We start from the raw sequence: 16,553 nt of genomic DNA, 5'->3' as shown, positions 1-16,553 counted from the left end.
GTGCGACTAAACGCCCCAACAGCTCGACGCATGGCGCGCGAGGAGGGGATTCCTAATGATACGTTTTGCATCGGCCGTTTCGCTGGCGGCGCTTTCTCTCGCCCTGGCCGGACAGGCCCAGGCTGGTGCGCCGGGCGCTGAAGAGCCCGCCCCCGAGGCCGTCGCCGGCGCCGCGTCCGAGACGCAGCTGCCCGACGTGGTGGTGACGGCGACCAAGCGCGCGACCAACCTGCAGAAGACACCCATCGCCATCTCGGTGATGAACAGCGAGGCGTTGGAAGACCGCCACGTGCAGAGCCTGATGGACCTGGCCGACGGCGCCGTGCCCGGCCTGCGCATCGCCACCTTTGAGGCCCGCCAGTCGGCCCTGACCATCGGCATTCGCGGCATCGTGCCGAACGACGCGAACCAGCCGGCTCGCGAGCAGGGCGTCGGCGTCTATGTCGACGGCGTCTATCTGGGCCGTCAGCACGGCCTCGGCGCCGCCCTGCTGGACGTCGAGCGCATCGAGGTTCTGAAGGGCCCGCAAGGCACTCTGTTTGGCCGCAACACCGAAGGCGGCGCGCTGTCGCTGGTGACGCGCAAGCCCACCGGCGAGTTCGGCATGCGCGCCAAGGCCGGCGTCGGCAACCTGAGCGCCTACAACAGCGAACTGCACGTCGACTTCGACGCCATCGGCGACTTCGCCATCAAGATGGACGGGGTGATCTCGGTCCAGGGGCCGGTCACCAAGAACATCCTGCCGGGCGAGGAAGGCTTCGGCGCCTATGACCGTCGCGGCCTGCGCGGGCAGGTCCGCTGGACCCCGACCGCCAACTTCACCGCTGACCTGGCCGCCGACATCGGCAAGGACAAGAACACCCCCTTCTACAGCCAGCTGCTGAACTTCAACCCTGACGGCCTGACCGTCGTGCCCTGGGCCTCGACCAGCGTGCCCAAGGGCAGCATCCGCGCCCTGGCGCCGATCGTTCAGGTCAACGGCGACAGCATCATGAAGCGGGCCGACATCGGCACGCCGCAGCAGTGGAGCGTCGACGACACCCGCGGCGTCGACCTGCACCTGTCCTATCGCCCGAACGACAATCTGGAGCTGCGCTCGATCACCGCCTATCGCGAAGTCGACGTCGAGCAGTACGACAACATCGCCGGCGCCCACCGTCCGCCGGTCGTCGGCCCCAACGCCAACTTCAGCCGTTACTCGCTGGCGGGCCTGTGGCAGCACCAGTTCAGCCAGGAATTCCAGGCGGTCGGTTCGCTGGGCGACCGCATCGACTACGTCGGCGGCCTCTACTACTTCAAGGAAACCGCCTCGGACGACGCCGCGACGCCGTCGACCAACAGGTGGAACGCCGACGGCACCGGCTACACCATCCTGGACCCGACCCCGACCATCCGCGGCTTCCGTTCGATCGACCGCGCCAGCCGCGCCCAGTCCGAATCCAAGGCTGTCTATGGTCAGGCGACCTGGACCCCCGCCGTCCTGAACGACGCCCTGCACATCACCGCCGGCGGCCGCTTCACCTGGGACGACAAGTCGGGCGTCCTGTCCAAGGTCAACAACGTGGCGACCAACTTCACGTTCAACGAGAAGAACGAGCGCTTCAACCCGATGGTGACGGTGGCCTATGACGTCAGCAACACCGTCAATGTTTACGCCAAGTACGCCACGGGCTACCGCGCCGGCGGCGCCAGCTCGCGCTCGCTGACCTATCGCTCGTTCGGCCCGGAAGACCTGACCTCCTACGAGCTGGGTCTGAAGAGCGACTGGCTGGATCATCGCCTGCGCCTGAACGCCGCCGCCTTCTATTCGGAGCGTGAAGACAGCCAGATCGACTTCAGCCTGGTGACGGTGATCGGCGCCTCGACGCGCAACACCCTGGAGACGATCAACGCCCCCGGCACGACCAAGATCAAGGGTGTGGAGCTGGAAGGCCTGATGCAGGTCACCGACGGCCTGACCCTGTCGGCGGCTTACGCCTACACGGACGCCGAGGTGCCGCCGACGCGCAACCCGTTCAACGGCGTGGTCCAGCAGGTCTTCATCGCCTTCACCCCGAAGAACGCCTTCAATCTGGCCGCCGACTATACGGCGCCGCTGTTTGGGGCGACCTTCAAGGCTCACGTGGACGCCAACTACGCCGACGCCACTCAAGCCTTCGACCAGTTCGAGCTGAAGAACGACAGCTCCTTCATCGTCAACGCTCGCCTGGCCTTGGCCGACATCGCCACCCGCCCCGGCGGTCCTCTGGCCACGGTGTCGCTGTGGTCGCGCAACCTGCTGAACGAGCAGTATGTCTATCGCCGCGATCCGTCGAACCGCGCCACGATCGGCGACTACGGCAACTTCAACACGCCGCGCACCATCGGCCTGGAGCTGGCGCTGAAGTACTGATCAGCGGCTAGAAGTCCGGCATGGACCCCGCAGCTTCGGCTGCGGGGTTTTTGCGTTTGGGGTCAGGGCTTGGCGGCGGGGGCCTGGGACGCCTTCCAGATCTCGAGGTATTCGAGGCGGCGCAGCACCTTGGAGCCCGGGTCCAGCAGGATGTGCGCGCCGGCGGGCGCGGTGAAGGCGGCGCGGCCGTCGGTCATGGGCAGGGCGCGCAAGCGACCGTCCACCTCGACCTCGACGGGCAGGGGGAAGGGGCGGCCGTTTCCAGTCTTCCATTCCAGGGTCACGCGCTCGCCGTCGCGGCCCATGACCAGGTCCGGCAAGGCGGCCTGATAGAGGTAGGCGTCGAAGAACCAGCCGAGGTCGCGGTCGGTCACGGCGTTGACGATGGCGATGAACTCCGGCGTCGTGGCGTAGCGCGGCGCGAAGTTGCCGGGCTTGGGATCCGGGCGGCCATAGACCAGACGGCGCAGGCTCTCGTAGAAGGCCTCGTCGCCGATGTAGAGGCGCAGGGTATGGGCGATCAGGGCGCCCTTGTAATAGAGGTCCAGCCCCGGCCCGGTGGCGCCGTCATAGACGGTTCCGGCGTCCTGCGGCTGGCCCGACACCATCGGAAAGCGGTTGGACAGCGTCAGCCGCATGGTCTGCAGCTCGGACTGCATGGCCCGCTCGCCGTTCAGCCAGCGGCCGTAGAGGGGCTGCATATAGGTGCCGAAGCCCTCGTGCAGCCACATGTCGTCCCAGTCGGCGTTGGTCAGCTGATTGCCGAACCATTCGTGCGCCAGCTCGTGCTGCAGCAGCCAGTCATAGCCCTTGCCGTCCAGCTTGTAGCCGTTGCCGTAGGCGTTGATCGTCTGATGCTCCATGCCCAGGTGCGGCGTCTCGACCACGCCCATCTTCTCGTCGCCGAAGGGGAAGGGGCCGATGGTCGCCTCATAGAAGTCGAGCTGCTGGGGGAACTCGGCGAAGAGGGCGGCGGCCTTGACCGGGTCGGTCGAGGCCAGGCGCCAGAAGCGCAAGGGCACGGTGTTGCCGAATCGGCTGGGATAGTCGGCTGCCATCTCGACGAAGGGGCCGACGTTCAGGCTGATGGCGTAGGTGTCCGGCTGGCGCGCGGTCCAGTTCCAGGTGGTCGTACCGTCGCCGTTGTCGGTCTTGCCCAGGAAGCGGCCGTTGGCGGGGGCGCTGAGGTCGGACGGGACGGTGATGTGCAGATCCACGCGGTCCGGTTCGCCCTGGGGATGATCGACGCAGGGCCAGAACAGGTCGCAGCCCTCGCCCTGCACCGCGCTGGCGATCCACGGCTTGCCGTCGGGCGTGGTGGTCCAGACGAAGCCGCCGTCCCAGGGTGCGCGTTTGGCCTGATGCGGCCGACCGGCATAGGCGATGCGCACGGAAGCCGTCTGGCCGGGCTTCAGGGCGCTCGGCAGGGGGATGGTCAGGCGGCCCTCGGGATTGGACCAGCCAACGACCGTCTGGCCGTCCACGGCGATGGAAGCGATGGCGAACAGGGTGTCCAGCTCGACCACGACGGCGGCGCTCGGCGCGGTCGCCGTGAAGTCGAGGACGGCGACGGCCTCGATGGACTGGGTCTCGGGTAGCAGCTTGAAAGACAGGTCCGCCTTGTCGAAGCGCAGGGCCAGTTGTTCCGGCGTGCGGGGCGTGCCGCTGGACAGGGTGAAGGGCGTGGAATCGCGGGTCGGGGCGGGCTCCTGGGCGAGCGCCGGGGCGCTGAGCAGGGCGGTCGTCAGGCAGAGGGCGGTGGTCAGGCGCAAGGCTGAGGCTCCGGCGGATTGAGCCGCCAACCTAGCCATCGCCGCCAGGCGGGCAAAGAAAAAGGCCGGCGTTTCCACCGGCCTCTTCAAATCTTGTCAGACGACGCTGATTAAGCGGCGGCTTGCTCAGCCAGCTTGGCCTTGACCTGACGCTTGATGCGCAGGGCCGAGGTCGAAAGCTTTTCGTCGCGAGCCTTGACGATGAAGACGTCCAGGCCGCCCTTGTAGTCGAGCGTGCGCAGGGCAGCGTTCGAGATGCGCAGGGAGAAGGTCTGGCCGAGCGATTCGGAAGCCAGCTTGACCGTCTTCAGCGACGGCAAGAACCGGCGCTTGGTTTTGACGTTCGAGTGGCTCACATGGTGGCCGACCATCGGGCCAATACCCGTGAGTTCGCAGCGACGCGACATCTTAAGATCCTCAAGGTCACATCCGCGATACGAGAGCGGACGCATGAAACAGGTGTTCGCAGCGGGCGGACCCCTGCGAGAGAGGTGGCCGTATAGAGGAATGACTCGGAGCCCGTCAAGGCTGGAGTCGAGTCAGGCTGGGCCCAAATCGGAGATCAGCCCCGAGGTGAAGGCGCACGATGAACGGACGGATCGCCTTCGTTCAGCCCGCGTTCAACGACCTGCTATATAGAGGATCGCATGAAGACCCATTGGAAGCTGCTCCCCATGACGACGCTGCCTGTTTCGTTGGCCCGCATCCTGGCTGTGGTCGCCCCCGTGGTGGCGGGCGCCGTCATGCTTGCCGCCCCCGCCGCTGCGCCTCAGGCTCAGACGGCTGCGGCTGCGCCGCCGGTCCTGCCTGGCTACTGGGAATACACAACCAGCGCCCTGGGCAGCCGCGACACCGAAACCAAGTGCGTGCGCCCCAGCGAGATCAACCGCTTCTTTGGCGGTCTGTCGACCAACCGTTGGAAGTGCACCTATTCGACGCGCGAGGTCGGCAATGGCGTCGCCCGTTTCGAGGGCGCCTGTCAGGACAAGAAGGGCCGTCGCGTCAACGTGCGCCTGAACGGCACCTATCAGCCCGAAAGCTTCCGCTTTAACGGCGGGGCCCAGCTGATGCGCGGCACTCCCTATATCCCGGCTAGCATCACTGCGCGCCGCATCAGCGCCCAGTGCCCGGCCAACGCCGAGTATTTCTGAGGCGAGCGCGTCCGGACGAGGCGGGCGGCTGATCGAGACTTAGCGGCCCGCCAGGCTGTGGCGACGGCCATAGGCCAGATAGACAGCGATGCCTGCCAGGTTCCAGAACAGGAACCACAGGTGCGTCTTTTGCGGCAGGCTGGCCAACAGGTAGAGGCAGCCGGCGATGGCGATCGGCCCGATGAACCAGGCCAGCGGTGTGCGGAAGCCGCGCGGCGCGTGGGGCGCACGGCGGCGCATGATCAGCATGCAGGCCGCCACCGCCGTGAAGGCCACCAGCGAACCGGCATTGGCCAGGGCGACGATCTCATCCAGCGGCAGGAACAGGCTGATGGCGCCGACGATGGCCACCGTGAACAGGGTGATGCGGATCGGCTTTCCGCCCGCCGACACCTTGGACAGGCCGTGGGGCAGAAGGCCGTCGCGCGCCATGACGAAGAAGATGCGGCTCTGGCCGTAGAAGAAGGCCATGATCACGGTCGGCAGGGTGATGACGGCGGTCACGGCCAGGAAGCGGGCGGCGCCGGGCTGGTTGATTTCGCGCAGGATCAGGGCCAGGGGCTCGGGGCTGTTGGCGAAGCGGGTGAAGGGCGTGGCCCCCAGGGCCGCCAGGGCGATGACCGTATAGATGGCGGCGCAGGCGAACATCGAGCCGATGATGCCGATGGCCAGATCGCGCTTGGGATTGCGGGTCTCCTCGGCGGCGGTGGCGATGGCGTCGAAGCCGTAGAAGGCGGAGAAGATGATGGCGGCAGCGGCCATGACGCCGCGCTCCACGCCGTCAGCGCCCATGTTGCGCGCGAACCCATAGGGGCTGAAGGGCTCCAGATTAGCGGCGTCAAAATGCGGCAGGGCGAACCAGACGAAGACCCCCAGGGCTGACAGCTTCACCGCCACCAGGATCATGGTCAGGCCGGCGCTCTTGCGCGTGCCGGCGATCAGCAGGGCGGCGACGACGGCGATGACGAACAGGGCCGGCAGATTGGCGATCCCGCCCGCGTGCGGCGCCTGCATCAGGGCCATGGGCACGCCGGCCCAGCCGTTCAGCAGAGGGGCGGCGTAGCCGGACCAGCTGACCGCCACGGCGCTGACCACCAGGCTGTATTCCAGGATCAGGCTCCAGCCGATGATCCAGGCGAAGACCTCGCCCATGACGACATAGCTATAGGTATAGGCGCTGCCCGAGGCCGGGATCATCGAGGCCATTTCGGCATAGGCCAGGGCGGCGCAGGCGCAGACGAAACCGGCGATCAGGAAGGACAGCAGGACCGCGGGCCCGGCCTTGTCGGCGCCGATGCCGATCAGGGTCAGGATGCCTGTGCCGACGATGGCCCCGACGCCCATGGCGATCAGATGCGGCCAACTCAGGGTGCGCGGCAGGGCCTGCCCGTCATGCGTGTTCTGAGTGTCGGCGTCGATGCGCTTGCGTACGTTCCAGCGGCCCATATGGCGGTTCCTGGGGAGAGGGGGCGCACCTCTTCGCACGGATCATGGGCGCGATGAAACCAAGGCGACAGCTGGAAGGACGACAACGGGCGTTTTCGCGGGCGGGGGCCTAGAGCGGCGTCTTCAGGATGGCCAGCGCCTCGTCGCAGAAGGCGATGCGGTGACGCTCGAACGCCATCCCCGCCTTCAGGACCAGGTGTTGCAAGCGCCGTTCGGGCGAGACGGGTTCGTTGGGGAAGTCCCGGGCCTCGATCTCCAGATAGGCCGCCAGCTTGTCACGATGGCGCTCGGCCACAGCGGCCAGTTCATCAGCCAGGTCGGTCGGGCCGACGACGGCCTCGGCGCGGATACGCACCATCAGTTCGTCGCGGATGGCGGGCGGGTCCTGTCGCTCGTTGATCCAGCGCCGCAGTTCCTCGCGTCCGGGCGGCAGGATGCGAAAGCGGCGCTTGCCGCCGCGCGCGCCCTCGACGGGTTCCGCCTCGACCCAGCCCGCCGCTTCGAGGCGGGCCAGTTCGCGATAGATCTGCTGATGCGTCGCCTGCCAGAAATAGCCGATCGAGCGGTCGAAGCGGCCAGCCAACTCGGACCCCGAACCGGGGCGTTCGGCCAATGACGTCAGCAGGGCATGGGGCAGGGACACGGGGGCTGAATAGCCGAACCTCAGGAGGCCTTGAAAGCGGGCAGGAGGCCGCCGAGGCGTTGACCCATTTCCTCGGCCATGGCCTGAACCCCGCTCAGGGGACGCATCATGACCTCGAAATCGACGATCTGGCCGTCTTCGTTGAAGCGGATGAAGTCGATGCCCTTGACGCTCTTGTCTCCGACCTTGGCGCTGAACTCCAGCACCACGCTCAGGCCGTCGGCAGTGGCGGCTTCGCGGTGGTAGGCGAAGTCGGAAAACACGCTGGCGGCGGTGCTGACCGCCAGAACCACGGCGTCGGCGCTGTGATAGGCCTTGTGCGCCACCGGCGAGCGGAAGACGGCCTCGGGATGGGTGATGGCGTGCAGACCGCTCAGGTCCTGGGCGGCGACCATGTCATGCCACTGGGTGAGCGAAGCGGCGGCGGCGGGATGCAGGGTCGGCGTCATGAGCTTTTCCTTCCTCAGAGGGCGGCGGCCAGGCGTACGCCCTGGTCGATGGCGCGTTTGGCGTCCAGTTCGGCGGCGACGTCGGCGCCGCCGATCAGATGGACCGAGCAGCCGCGCGCGATCAGATCGTCGTGCAGATCGCGCAGGGGCTCCTGTCCGGCGCAGATGACCACATGATCGACCGGCAGGGTCTTATCGGCGCCGTCGATGGTCACGTGGAGGCCCGCGTCGTCGATGCGGCGATAGGCGACGCCGCTGGCGGTGACGACGCCGTGCATCTTCAGCGCGGCGCGGTGAATCCAGCCGGTGGTGCGGCCCAGGCGCTCGCCGACCTTGCCGGTCGAGCGCTGCATCAGGAAGACCTGACGCTCCGCCGGTTCGACCTGGGGCGCGGTGCGGCCTCCGGCGGTGCGGTAGTCGGGATCGACGCCCCAGGTGCGGAAGAAGCGGTCGATGGACGGCGGCGCGTGCCGCTCGACCAGATATTCGCTGACGTCGTGGCCGATGCCGCCGGCGCCGATGACGGCGACAGCCTTTCCGACCGGAACCTCGTCGCGCAGGACATCGAGGTAGGACAGGGTCTTGGCGTGGTCGATGCCATCGATCTCGGGCGTGCGCGGGGTCACGCCGGTGGCCAGGACGATCTCGTCGAAGCCCTCGTCGGCCAGGGTTTCAGCCTCGGCGCGCGTGTTGAGGCGGACCTTGACCCCGGTCAGGTCCAACTGCTTGCGGAAGTAGCGCAGGGTTTCGCCGAACTCCTCCTTGCCGGGGATCTTTTTGGCGATGTTGAACTGGCCGCCGACCTCGCCGGAGGCCTCGATCAGGGTGACGTCGTGGCCGCGTTCGGCGGCGGTGACGGCGAAGGCGAGGCCGGCGGGACCGGCGCCGACGACGGCGATCTTCTTCGCGCCTTCAGCCGGGGCGATGACCAGTTCGGTCTCGTGGCAGGCGCGCGGATTGACCAGGCAGGAGGTGATCTTGCCCGCAAACGTATGGTCGAGGCAGGCCTGGTTGCAGCCGATGCAGGTGTTGATCTCGTCGGCGCGGTTCTCGCGCGCCTTCTGCACGAAGGCGGGGTCGGCCAGCAGGGGGCGGGCCATCGACACCATGTCGCAATAGCCCTCGGCCAGCAGGCGCTCGGCCACCTCGGGCGTATTGATGCGGTTGGTGGCGACCAAGGGGATGGAGACCTCGCCCTTCAGGCGTTTGGTCACCCAGGCGAAGGCCGCGCGCGGGACGCTGGTGGCGATGGTGGGGATGCGCGCCTCGTGCCAGCCGATGCCGGTGTTGAGGATGGTGGCGCCGGCGGCCTCGATGGCCTTGGCCAGTTGCACCACTTCTTCCGCCGTCGAGCCGCCCTCGACCAGGTCCAGCATCGACAGGCGGTAGATGATGATGAAGTTGGGGCCTACGCGCTCGCGGGTGCGGCGCACGATCTCGAGCGGCAGGCGGATGCGGTTCTCGTACGAGCCGCCCCATTCGTCGTCGCGCTGGTTGGTGCGGGCGGCGATGAACTCGTTGATCAGATAGCCCTCGGACCCCATGACCTCGACGCCGTCATAGCCGGCGGACTGGGCGAGAGCCGCGCAACGCACGAAGTCCTCAATGGTCTGCTCGACCTCCTCGCCGGTCAGGGCGTGGGGAGCAAACGGGGTGATCGGGGCCTGGATGGCCGAGGGCGCGACCAGGTCCGGGTGGTAGGCGTAGCGGCCGAAATGCAGAATCTGCAAGGCGATCTTGCCGCCCTCGGCGTGGACGGCGGCGGTGACGAGGCGATGATGTTCGGCCTCCTCCTCGGTGGTCAGCTTGGCGCCCCAGGGCATGGGGCGGCCGCGCTCGTTCGGCGAGATGCCGCCGGTGACAATCAGCCCGACCTCGCCGCGCGCCCTCTCGGCGTAGAAGGCGGCCATGCGCTCGAAGCCGTTTTCGACCTCCTCCAGCCCGACGTGCATCGAGCCCATCAGCACGCGGTTTTTCAGGGTGGTGAAGCCCAGATCGAGCGGCTTGAGCAGTTCGGGGTAGGGCATGACGGCCGCCTGTTATGCAATCAGTTGAACAAACTGTATCGCGCCCATCCAGTTTTGCAATGAGTTGCAATAATTCGTCGGCGCACAGAGTGCGGGCGCTTAAAATAGCGGTTGAACCGGACGGGCCCTGTCATGCAGAAGCGACGCATGGGGGTTTCTGACGAACGAGCGCTGTGGCTTGCCACGCATGTGATGCCGCATGAGCCTGCGGTGCGCGGCTGGCTGCGCCGTGGGCGTCAGGCCGAGTTCGACGTCGACGACATTATTCAGGAAGCCTACGCCAAGCTGGTGACGGTCGCCGACGTGTCCGAAATCCGCAATGTACGAGCCTACTTCTTCCGCACGGCTTATTCGGTCCTGGTCAGCCGGGTGCGCCGCAAGAGCGTCGTCTCGATCCGCTCTCTGGCCGAGGTCGAGAGCCTGCAACTGGCGGTGGATGAGCTGACGCCGGAAGACACGGTGATGGCGCGAAACGAGCTTCAGGTCCTGGCTGAGATGATTTCCCGTCTGCCGGAAAAAACGCGAAAGATATTCCTTTTAAGCCGGGTCTCGGGGCTTTCGCAGAAGGAAGTTTCGCGTCGGACCGGTATTGCGGAAAGCACGGTCGAAAAACACATCGCCAAGGGGCTGGGCCTGTTGATGAGCGCCTACGCCAATGGCGGATTTGACGCGGTGGTCGCGTCTAAGTCTGAGAAACAACAACGCGGTAAGGTTCATGGTCAGGCAGACAAGCCAGGAGGTTGAGCGAGCGGCTTGCCTCTGGGCGGCCAGACTTGACGACGGGCCGCTGTCCCCGGCGGATCAGGCGGAGCTGGACGCCTGGCTGGAGGGCGACGTGCGGCGTCTGGGCGCCTTTGCGCGGGCGCGGGCCGTGGCGGTGCACAGTCGCCGGGCGGCGGCCCTTGCGGGCGGGGCCATTCCGCTCACGCGTCCGACGCCCAAGCCGGTCATCAGCCGACGCGGCCTGATCGCGGCCTCGATCTCGGTGGTCGCGGTCGGCGGCGCGGGCGCGCTGGCGGCTCTGCGGAACCAGGCCCAGCCGTTCGAGACCCGCATGGGCGAGACCCGGGTCGTGCCGCTGGACGACGGCTCGGTGATGACGCTGAACACGCTGTCAGAGGGCGACGTCCGCTATAATCGCAAGGCGCGCGAGATCGTGCTGAACACGGGCGAGGCCCTGTTCAACGTGGTCGCCGACGCGGGCCGTCCCTTTATTGTGCGTTCGGGCGAGGCGGCGGTCATCGCCAACGGCGCCAGCTTCCTGGTGCGTCGTCTGGGCAGGTCGCCCCTCCAGGTCGTGTCCTTCGGCGGCGAGGTCGAGTTGAACGGGGCGCAAGGCGAGGCGCTCGATCTGGCGGCCAATACGCGGGCCTATCTGTCCGATGGGGCCTCGCCGGTTCACACTGGAGAGATCGACGCGGACCGCGAACTGGCCTGGCGTCATGGCCGGATCCAGCTGGAAGACGAGACCCTGATGCGGGCCGCGCGGGAGTTCGCGCGCTACAACCCCACCCGCATCGTCCCCGCCGATCCCTTGGTCGCGAGCCTGCGGATCACCGGCCTGTTCGTGGCCAATGACCCCGTCAGTTTCGCCCGTGCAGCGGCCGGAAGTCTGGATCTGGACGTGACGGTGAACGCCGAGGAAATCCGGTTGAGCCGCCGTCTGGTCTAATTTCCGACCACGAATTGCTTTTTTTGGAGGATTTGCGCGCCCCCCGCGTCTTGGAGGAGATCCGTCGCACGGCGGACGTCCAGAAAAGTATCAAGGGTCGGGGTTATGAGAGCGTCTTGGAAGCAGGGCCTGGCGGCGAGCGCCGCGGGATTGGCGCTGTTGTGTGCAGTGAATGGGGCTCAGGCGCAGGATCGAACGTTTAACGTTCCTGCCCAGCCGATCAGCCAGGCCATCACGGAACTGGCGCGTCAGGCCGGCGTGCAGATTTCGGCGCCGACGGCGCATCTGACGGGCGTGCGCACCCGCGCAGTGAACGGCGTCATGGATGTCGAGGCTGCGGTGAACCTGCTGATCGACGGCACTGATCTGGAGATCGTCAGCCACGAGGGAACGACCTTCGTCCTGCGCCAGCGCCCAAAGACGACCGACGCCACCCAGGTCGACGAGGTCGTGGTGGTCGGCAGCCGCATTAAGGGCACCCGCATCAACGAAGCCCTGCCGGTCACCGTGATCGGCGCTCAGGACATCGACGCCATCGGCGCCGTTGACGGCGACGACCTGTATCGCGCCATCTCGCAGGCCGGCGACGTCAACTTCAACGACGCCGACACCGACAACGGCGGCATCAACAGCGCGCGCGGCGACGTGGCCTCGATCGACCTGCGGGCGCTGGGCACCGGCAACACCCTGGCCCTGTTGAACGGCCGCCGCCTGGTGGCTCACCCCGGCACCCAGATCGAAAACTATGTGCCGGTCACGACCGTCAACACCAACTCGATCCCGGTCATGGGCGTCCAGCGCGTCGAGGTGCTGGCTGACGGCGCCGCGGCCCTGTTCGGCACGGATGCGGTCGCAGGCGTGGTCAACACGGTCCTGCGCGGCAACTTCAACGGTCTGACGGTTCAGTCGGGCATGGGCCGCGATGAAGGCGGGATGGAGGAGTATTCCTTCAACTTCCAGGCCGGCAAGGAATTCAACGACGGCCGCACCAATATCTCGGTGATGGGCGACTATCTGACCCGCGACGCCCTGTTCATCTGGGAGCGCGACTACGCGACCGTCGAGGGCCGGATCAACCGCTTCGGCGACCGGGCCACGGGCCTGGACTATGTCACCTACAGCTCGATCACGGCCTGGGCCGAGGGCTATCGGCTGCAGCCGGGCACCTATGCGCCGGGCAGGGCGACGACGACCGTCGGCGGCAAGCCGCTGACCGCCACCGCCGGCTCCTTCCATATCCAGCCGGGCACGAACCCAGGCTGCGTGGCGACGGGCTTCGTCGCGGGGACCTGCTTCGACAACTCGACGCTGTCGCTGACGACGGCCACGAACAACGAAGACCAGAACCTGCGCTACGACCTGGACACGATGCGGACGATCAGCTCGGCTGTTGATCGCGCCAACCTGTTCACCTTCATCAACCACCAGTTCGATAATGGCATCGAGGCCTTTGGCGAGGTCGGCTATTATCAGGCCAGCACCTGGTCGCAGCGCCAGCAGGACACGCCGCTGGACTTCCAGCGCGTGCTGATGTCGCCGACCGCCTACTGGAACCCGCTGGGCACCCTGGGCGTCACCGCGCGTCTGCCGGGCATCGGTGTCTCGGGCGCGGGCTCCGTGCCGCTGGAAGGCGCGCCGGTCGAGATCAAGGACTACCGTTTCGCCGACCTGGGCTACCGCAGCGTCGACGTGGAAAACGTCACGACCCGCTTCGTCGGCGGTCTGCGTGGCCAGTACCGCGGCTTCGACTGGGAAAGCGCGCTGCTCTACTCCAAGGCGCGCACCGAAGACGAAATGGACGGCGTCAGCATGACCGGCCTGCAAGCCGCCATCAACCGGACGACGGCCGACGCCTACAACCCCTTCGTCGGCGGCGATCTGAACAACCCGCGCAACGCCGTCTTCGGCGTGAACAACCAGGACACCCTCGACAGCTTCACGGTTCGCGTCGGACGCACGGCGGAAACCGAACTGATGCAGTGGGACTTCCACGTCTCGCGCGCTGATCTGTTCACGCTTTCGGCCGGCGACGTCGGTCTGGCGGCGGGCGTCGAGGCGCGTCGCGAGAGCTTCACCGAAGACCGCGACGACCGCCTGGACGGCACCATCACCTTCACCGATCTGGCGGGCGTCACCAGCCAGTCGGACATCATGGGCGTGACCTACACCCCCGACAGCTCGGGCGCGCGCAACGTCTATTCGGCCTTCGCCGAACTGGCGATCCCGGTCGTCTCGCCCGAGATGAACATCCCCTTCGTCAAGTCGATCGACATGCAGGTGGCCGGTCGTCTGGAGGACTATTCCCTGTTCGGTCTGGTCGGGGCGCCCAAGGTGGCCTTGGCCTATCGTCCGAACGACTGGCTGATGTTCCGCACCGCCTGGTCCAAGGGCTTCCGCGCCCCGAACCTGACGCAACTGCATCAGCCGGACTTCCAGCGCTCGAACTCGCGCCGCGACTACGCCGCCTGCGCGGTTCAGGTGGCGATCGGCGCCATTCCGAACCTGGGCACTACGAACGACTACTGCGCCTCGGAATCGCGGATCGAGAACCGCGCGGGCAACCCGGATCTGAAGCCCGAGCGTTCGGAAAACCTCAGCGCCGGCCTCGTCTTCGAGCCCAAGCTGTGGTCCAGCGACTATGGCGTGCTGACGTTCGCGGTGGACTACTGGAAGATCAACCAGACCGACCTGGTCGGCATCTTCGGCGGCACCAACCAGCTGATCATGGACTACTATCTGCGTCAGATTGGCAGCTTCAACGAGAACGTCGTGCGCGCCGCGCCGGACGCCCAGCAGATCGCTGACGGTCTGGCCGCCGGTCTGGCGCCGGTCGGCACCATCCTGTCGATCAAGGACGATTATCGGAACCTGCAGCCGCGCGAGTCCGAAGGTGTGGACTACCGGATGCACTACAGCCTGCGTCAGACGCCGATCGGCTCCTTCACCTGGAGCGTCAACGTCAGCCAGTGGCTGAAGCTGTATCAGGACGCCAATGAAGACCACCAGCTGCTGCTGGACGGCCTCAAGGACGGCGTTATCTCGGGCGTCACCGTCTCGGGCGTCGAGGAACTGGTCCGTCGCAACGGTCGTCCTCAGTGGAAGGCGTCGTCGAGCCTGACCTGGGACAATGGTCCGTGGAGCACGGGTATCTATTCCAGCTACGTCAGCGACTACTACGACACCTCGGCCACCCTGGTCGGCAGCGGCGACTACTGGGTCGTCGAGGATTGGCTGACCCACAACCTCTACGTCCAGTACGAGTTCGAGAGCGGTCGCATGGAAGGCACGCGCCTTCGCGTCGGCGCTCGCAACATCACGAACGAAGACCCGCCGCTGGCCAACGAACGTTACGGCTACGACGGCAGCGTCCACTCGAACCGTGGTCGCTGGTGGTATGCGACGATCCGCAAGTCGTTCTGATCTAGTCGTGCGGGCCGATAGGCTTTAGCAAAGACGCGAACGAGGCGGGGCGGTGGATGTTTCGAACGTCTGCCGCCCCGCTTTTGTATGGACGGACGAGGCTCGTACGGTCGGGGGGGAATGTTCCGACGGGGTGAGCCGAGTGCAGTTGGAACATTGAAAATGAACCGAATATTCGCCTACCTCATCATCGGCGCCATGATCCTGGGCGTGCTGGTCGGCTGGGGCGTGAACCAGTATCTGAGCGCCGATCAGGCGGCCGCGGCGGCGACGAATCTGTCGCTGATCACCGATGTCTTCCTGCGTCTGATCAAGATGATCATCGCGCCCCTGGTGTTTACGACCCTGGTGGCGGGCATCGCCCACATGGAGGACGCCGCCTCGGTCGGCCGCATCGGCGTCAAGACCATGACCTGGTTCATCGGCGCCTCGGTGGTGTCGCTGCTGCTGGGCCTGATGATGGTGCAGCTGTTGCAGCCAGGCGCGGGCATGCACCTGCCGCAGGCGGCGCTGGCCACGGCCCCGGCGGCCTCGACCGACGCCTTCTCGCTGCACGGCTTCGTCACCCATCTGGTGCCGACCTCGATCTTTGACGCCATGGCCAAGAACGAGATTCTGCAGATCGTGGTCTTCTCCCTGTTCGTCGGCACGGCGGTCGCCGCCCTGGACGACAAGGCCCCGGCGGTGCTGAATCTGGTCGAACAGGCCGCCAGCATCATGCTGAAGGTGACCGAGTTCGTGATGAAGCTGGCCCCCCTGGCCATCTTCGCCGCCCTGGCCTCGACCATCGCCACGCAAGGTCTGGAGATGCTGGCCGTCTACGCCAAGTTCGTGCTCGGCTTCTACGGCTCGATGGCCATCCTGTGGGGCCTGCTGTTCGTGGCCGCCGCCGCCGTGCTGGGCCGTCGCGTCCTGCCGCTGTTCAAGGTGATCCGCACCCCGGCCCTGCTGGCCTTCTCGACCGCCAGCTCGGAAGCCGCCTATCCGCGCATCCTGGACGCCCTGCCCACCGTCGGCGTGCGCCGCCGCATCGTCAGCTTCGTCCTGCCGCTGGGCTATTCGTTCAACCTCGACGGCTCGATGCTCTACTGCACCTTCGCCACCATGTTCATCATGCAGGCGCACGGCGTGCACCTCAGCGTCTCGCAGCAGGTCTTCATGCTGCTGCTGCTGATGGTGACGTCGAAGGGCATCGCCGGCATCCCGCGCGCCTCCCTGGTGGTCATCATGGCGACCCTGACCTACTTCGGTCTGCCGGAAGCCTGGATCGCCATCGTGCTCGGCGTCGATCACCTGCTCGACATGGGCCGCTCGGCCACCAACGTGGTCGGCAACTCCGTCGCCGCCGCCGTGGTCGCCAAGTGGGAAGGCGAACTGGATGACATCCCCGAGGGCGGGCCCGACGCGCCCCAGACCGCCGTCGCCTAAGCTTACCAGGCGCTGGAAATGAAAAGGCCGTCCCAGCGATGGGGCGGCCTTTTTGCTGTGCGCGCCATTTGATTGCCCGCTCATCCCCGCGGAAGCGGGGACCCAGTGCTTTGGCTCCAAGGGTCTTCGGTCAATGGAAGGCGCTCAGACTGC

12 protein-coding genes are annotated in these 16,553 nt (G+C 66.6%); 6 read left to right on the top strand and 6 right to left on the bottom strand.

Annotation, left to right across the window (positions count from 1 at the left end; genetic code table 11):
* Nucleotides 1-55 precede the first annotated feature (55 nt).
* Nucleotides 56-2,392 carry a TonB-dependent receptor gene (locus tag HNP51_RS00310; RefSeq protein WP_184265646.1) on the top strand — a complete coding sequence of 779 codons (2,337 nt, stop codon included), beginning with the start codon at nt 56-58 and terminating at the stop codon, nt 2,390-2,392.
* A gap of 62 nt (nt 2,393-2,454) precedes the next feature.
* On the opposite strand, the gene HNP51_RS00305 is transcribed toward HNP51_RS00310, so the two are convergent.
* A complete protein-coding gene (locus HNP51_RS00305) occupies nt 2,455-4,164 on the bottom strand; it encodes a M1 family metallopeptidase (protein ID WP_184265643.1) in 1,710 nt (569 codons plus the stop codon).
* Nucleotides 4,165-4,274: 110 nt separating this feature from the next.
* Nucleotides 4,275-4,571: a 50S ribosomal protein L28 gene (gene rpmB, locus HNP51_RS00300; protein ID WP_184265640.1), complete on the bottom strand. Its 297-nt coding sequence runs from the start codon at nt 4,569-4,571 to the stop codon at nt 4,275-4,277.
* 267 nt (nt 4,572-4,838) lie between these two features.
* Here rpmB and HNP51_RS00295 point away from each other — a divergent pair, with 267 nt between their 5' ends.
* Nucleotides 4,839-5,315, top strand: a complete 477-nt coding sequence (locus HNP51_RS00295) for a DUF3617 family protein (protein WP_184267470.1) — start codon at nt 4,839-4,841, stop codon at nt 5,313-5,315.
* 39 nt (nt 5,316-5,354) lie between these two features.
* On the opposite strand, the gene HNP51_RS00290 is transcribed toward HNP51_RS00295, so the two are convergent.
* The 4 genes from HNP51_RS00290 to HNP51_RS00275 all read right to left on the bottom strand — a co-directional run bounded on the left by HNP51_RS00290 (nt 5,355) and on the right by HNP51_RS00275 (nt 9,880).
* Nucleotides 5,355-6,761: an amino acid permease gene (locus HNP51_RS00290; RefSeq protein ID WP_184265637.1), complete on the bottom strand. Its 1,407-nt coding sequence runs from the start codon at nt 6,759-6,761 to the stop codon at nt 5,355-5,357.
* A 109-nt stretch (nt 6,762-6,870) separates the two neighbouring features.
* Nucleotides 6,871-7,404 carry a PadR family transcriptional regulator gene (locus HNP51_RS00285; RefSeq protein WP_184265632.1) on the bottom strand — a complete coding sequence of 178 codons (534 nt, stop codon included), beginning with the start codon at nt 7,402-7,404 and terminating at the stop codon, nt 6,871-6,873.
* A gap of 20 nt (nt 7,405-7,424) precedes the next feature.
* The gene (locus HNP51_RS00280) at nt 7,425-7,853 is read right to left on the bottom strand and encodes a nuclear transport factor 2 family protein (RefSeq protein WP_184265629.1); all 429 of its coding nucleotides are present in this window, start codon (nt 7,851-7,853) and stop codon (nt 7,425-7,427) included.
* Between the two features lie 14 nt (nt 7,854-7,867).
* Entirely contained in the window at nt 7,868-9,880 is a 2,013-nt protein-coding gene (locus HNP51_RS00275) for an NADPH-dependent 2,4-dienoyl-CoA reductase (RefSeq protein WP_184265625.1), read from the bottom strand.
* 147 nt (nt 9,881-10,027) lie between these two features.
* Here HNP51_RS00275 and HNP51_RS00270 point away from each other — a divergent pair, with 147 nt between their 5' ends.
* The 4 genes from HNP51_RS00270 (at nt 10,028) to HNP51_RS00255 (ending at nt 16,400) form a co-directional block, all read left to right on the top strand.
* On the top strand, nt 10,028-10,624 hold the full coding sequence (locus HNP51_RS00270; protein WP_184265622.1) for an RNA polymerase sigma factor: 597 nt from the start codon (nt 10,028-10,030) through the stop codon (nt 10,622-10,624).
* A complete protein-coding gene (locus HNP51_RS00265) occupies nt 10,596-11,552 on the top strand; it encodes a FecR domain-containing protein (protein ID WP_184265619.1) in 957 nt (318 codons plus the stop codon). Before HNP51_RS00270 ends, HNP51_RS00265 begins: the two co-directional genes overlap by 29 nt.
* A gap of 105 nt (nt 11,553-11,657) precedes the next feature.
* Nucleotides 11,658-14,972, top strand: coding sequence for a TonB-dependent receptor (locus tag HNP51_RS00260; protein ID WP_184265616.1), 3,315 nt, complete (start codon nt 11,658-11,660; stop codon nt 14,970-14,972).
* Nucleotides 14,973-15,134: 162 nt separating this feature from the next.
* Nucleotides 15,135-16,400: a dicarboxylate/amino acid:cation symporter gene (locus HNP51_RS00255; protein WP_184265613.1), complete on the top strand. Its 1,266-nt coding sequence runs from the start codon at nt 15,135-15,137 to the stop codon at nt 16,398-16,400.
* The last annotated feature ends 153 nt before the right edge of the window (nt 16,401-16,553 follow it).

The sequence above is a fragment of the Brevundimonas bullata genome (genome assembly GCF_014207965.1).
In the GTDB taxonomy this organism is placed as follows: domain Bacteria; phylum Pseudomonadota; class Alphaproteobacteria; order Caulobacterales; family Caulobacteraceae; genus Brevundimonas; species Brevundimonas bullata_A.
This window is presented reverse-complemented; position numbering and strand designations above follow the sequence as displayed.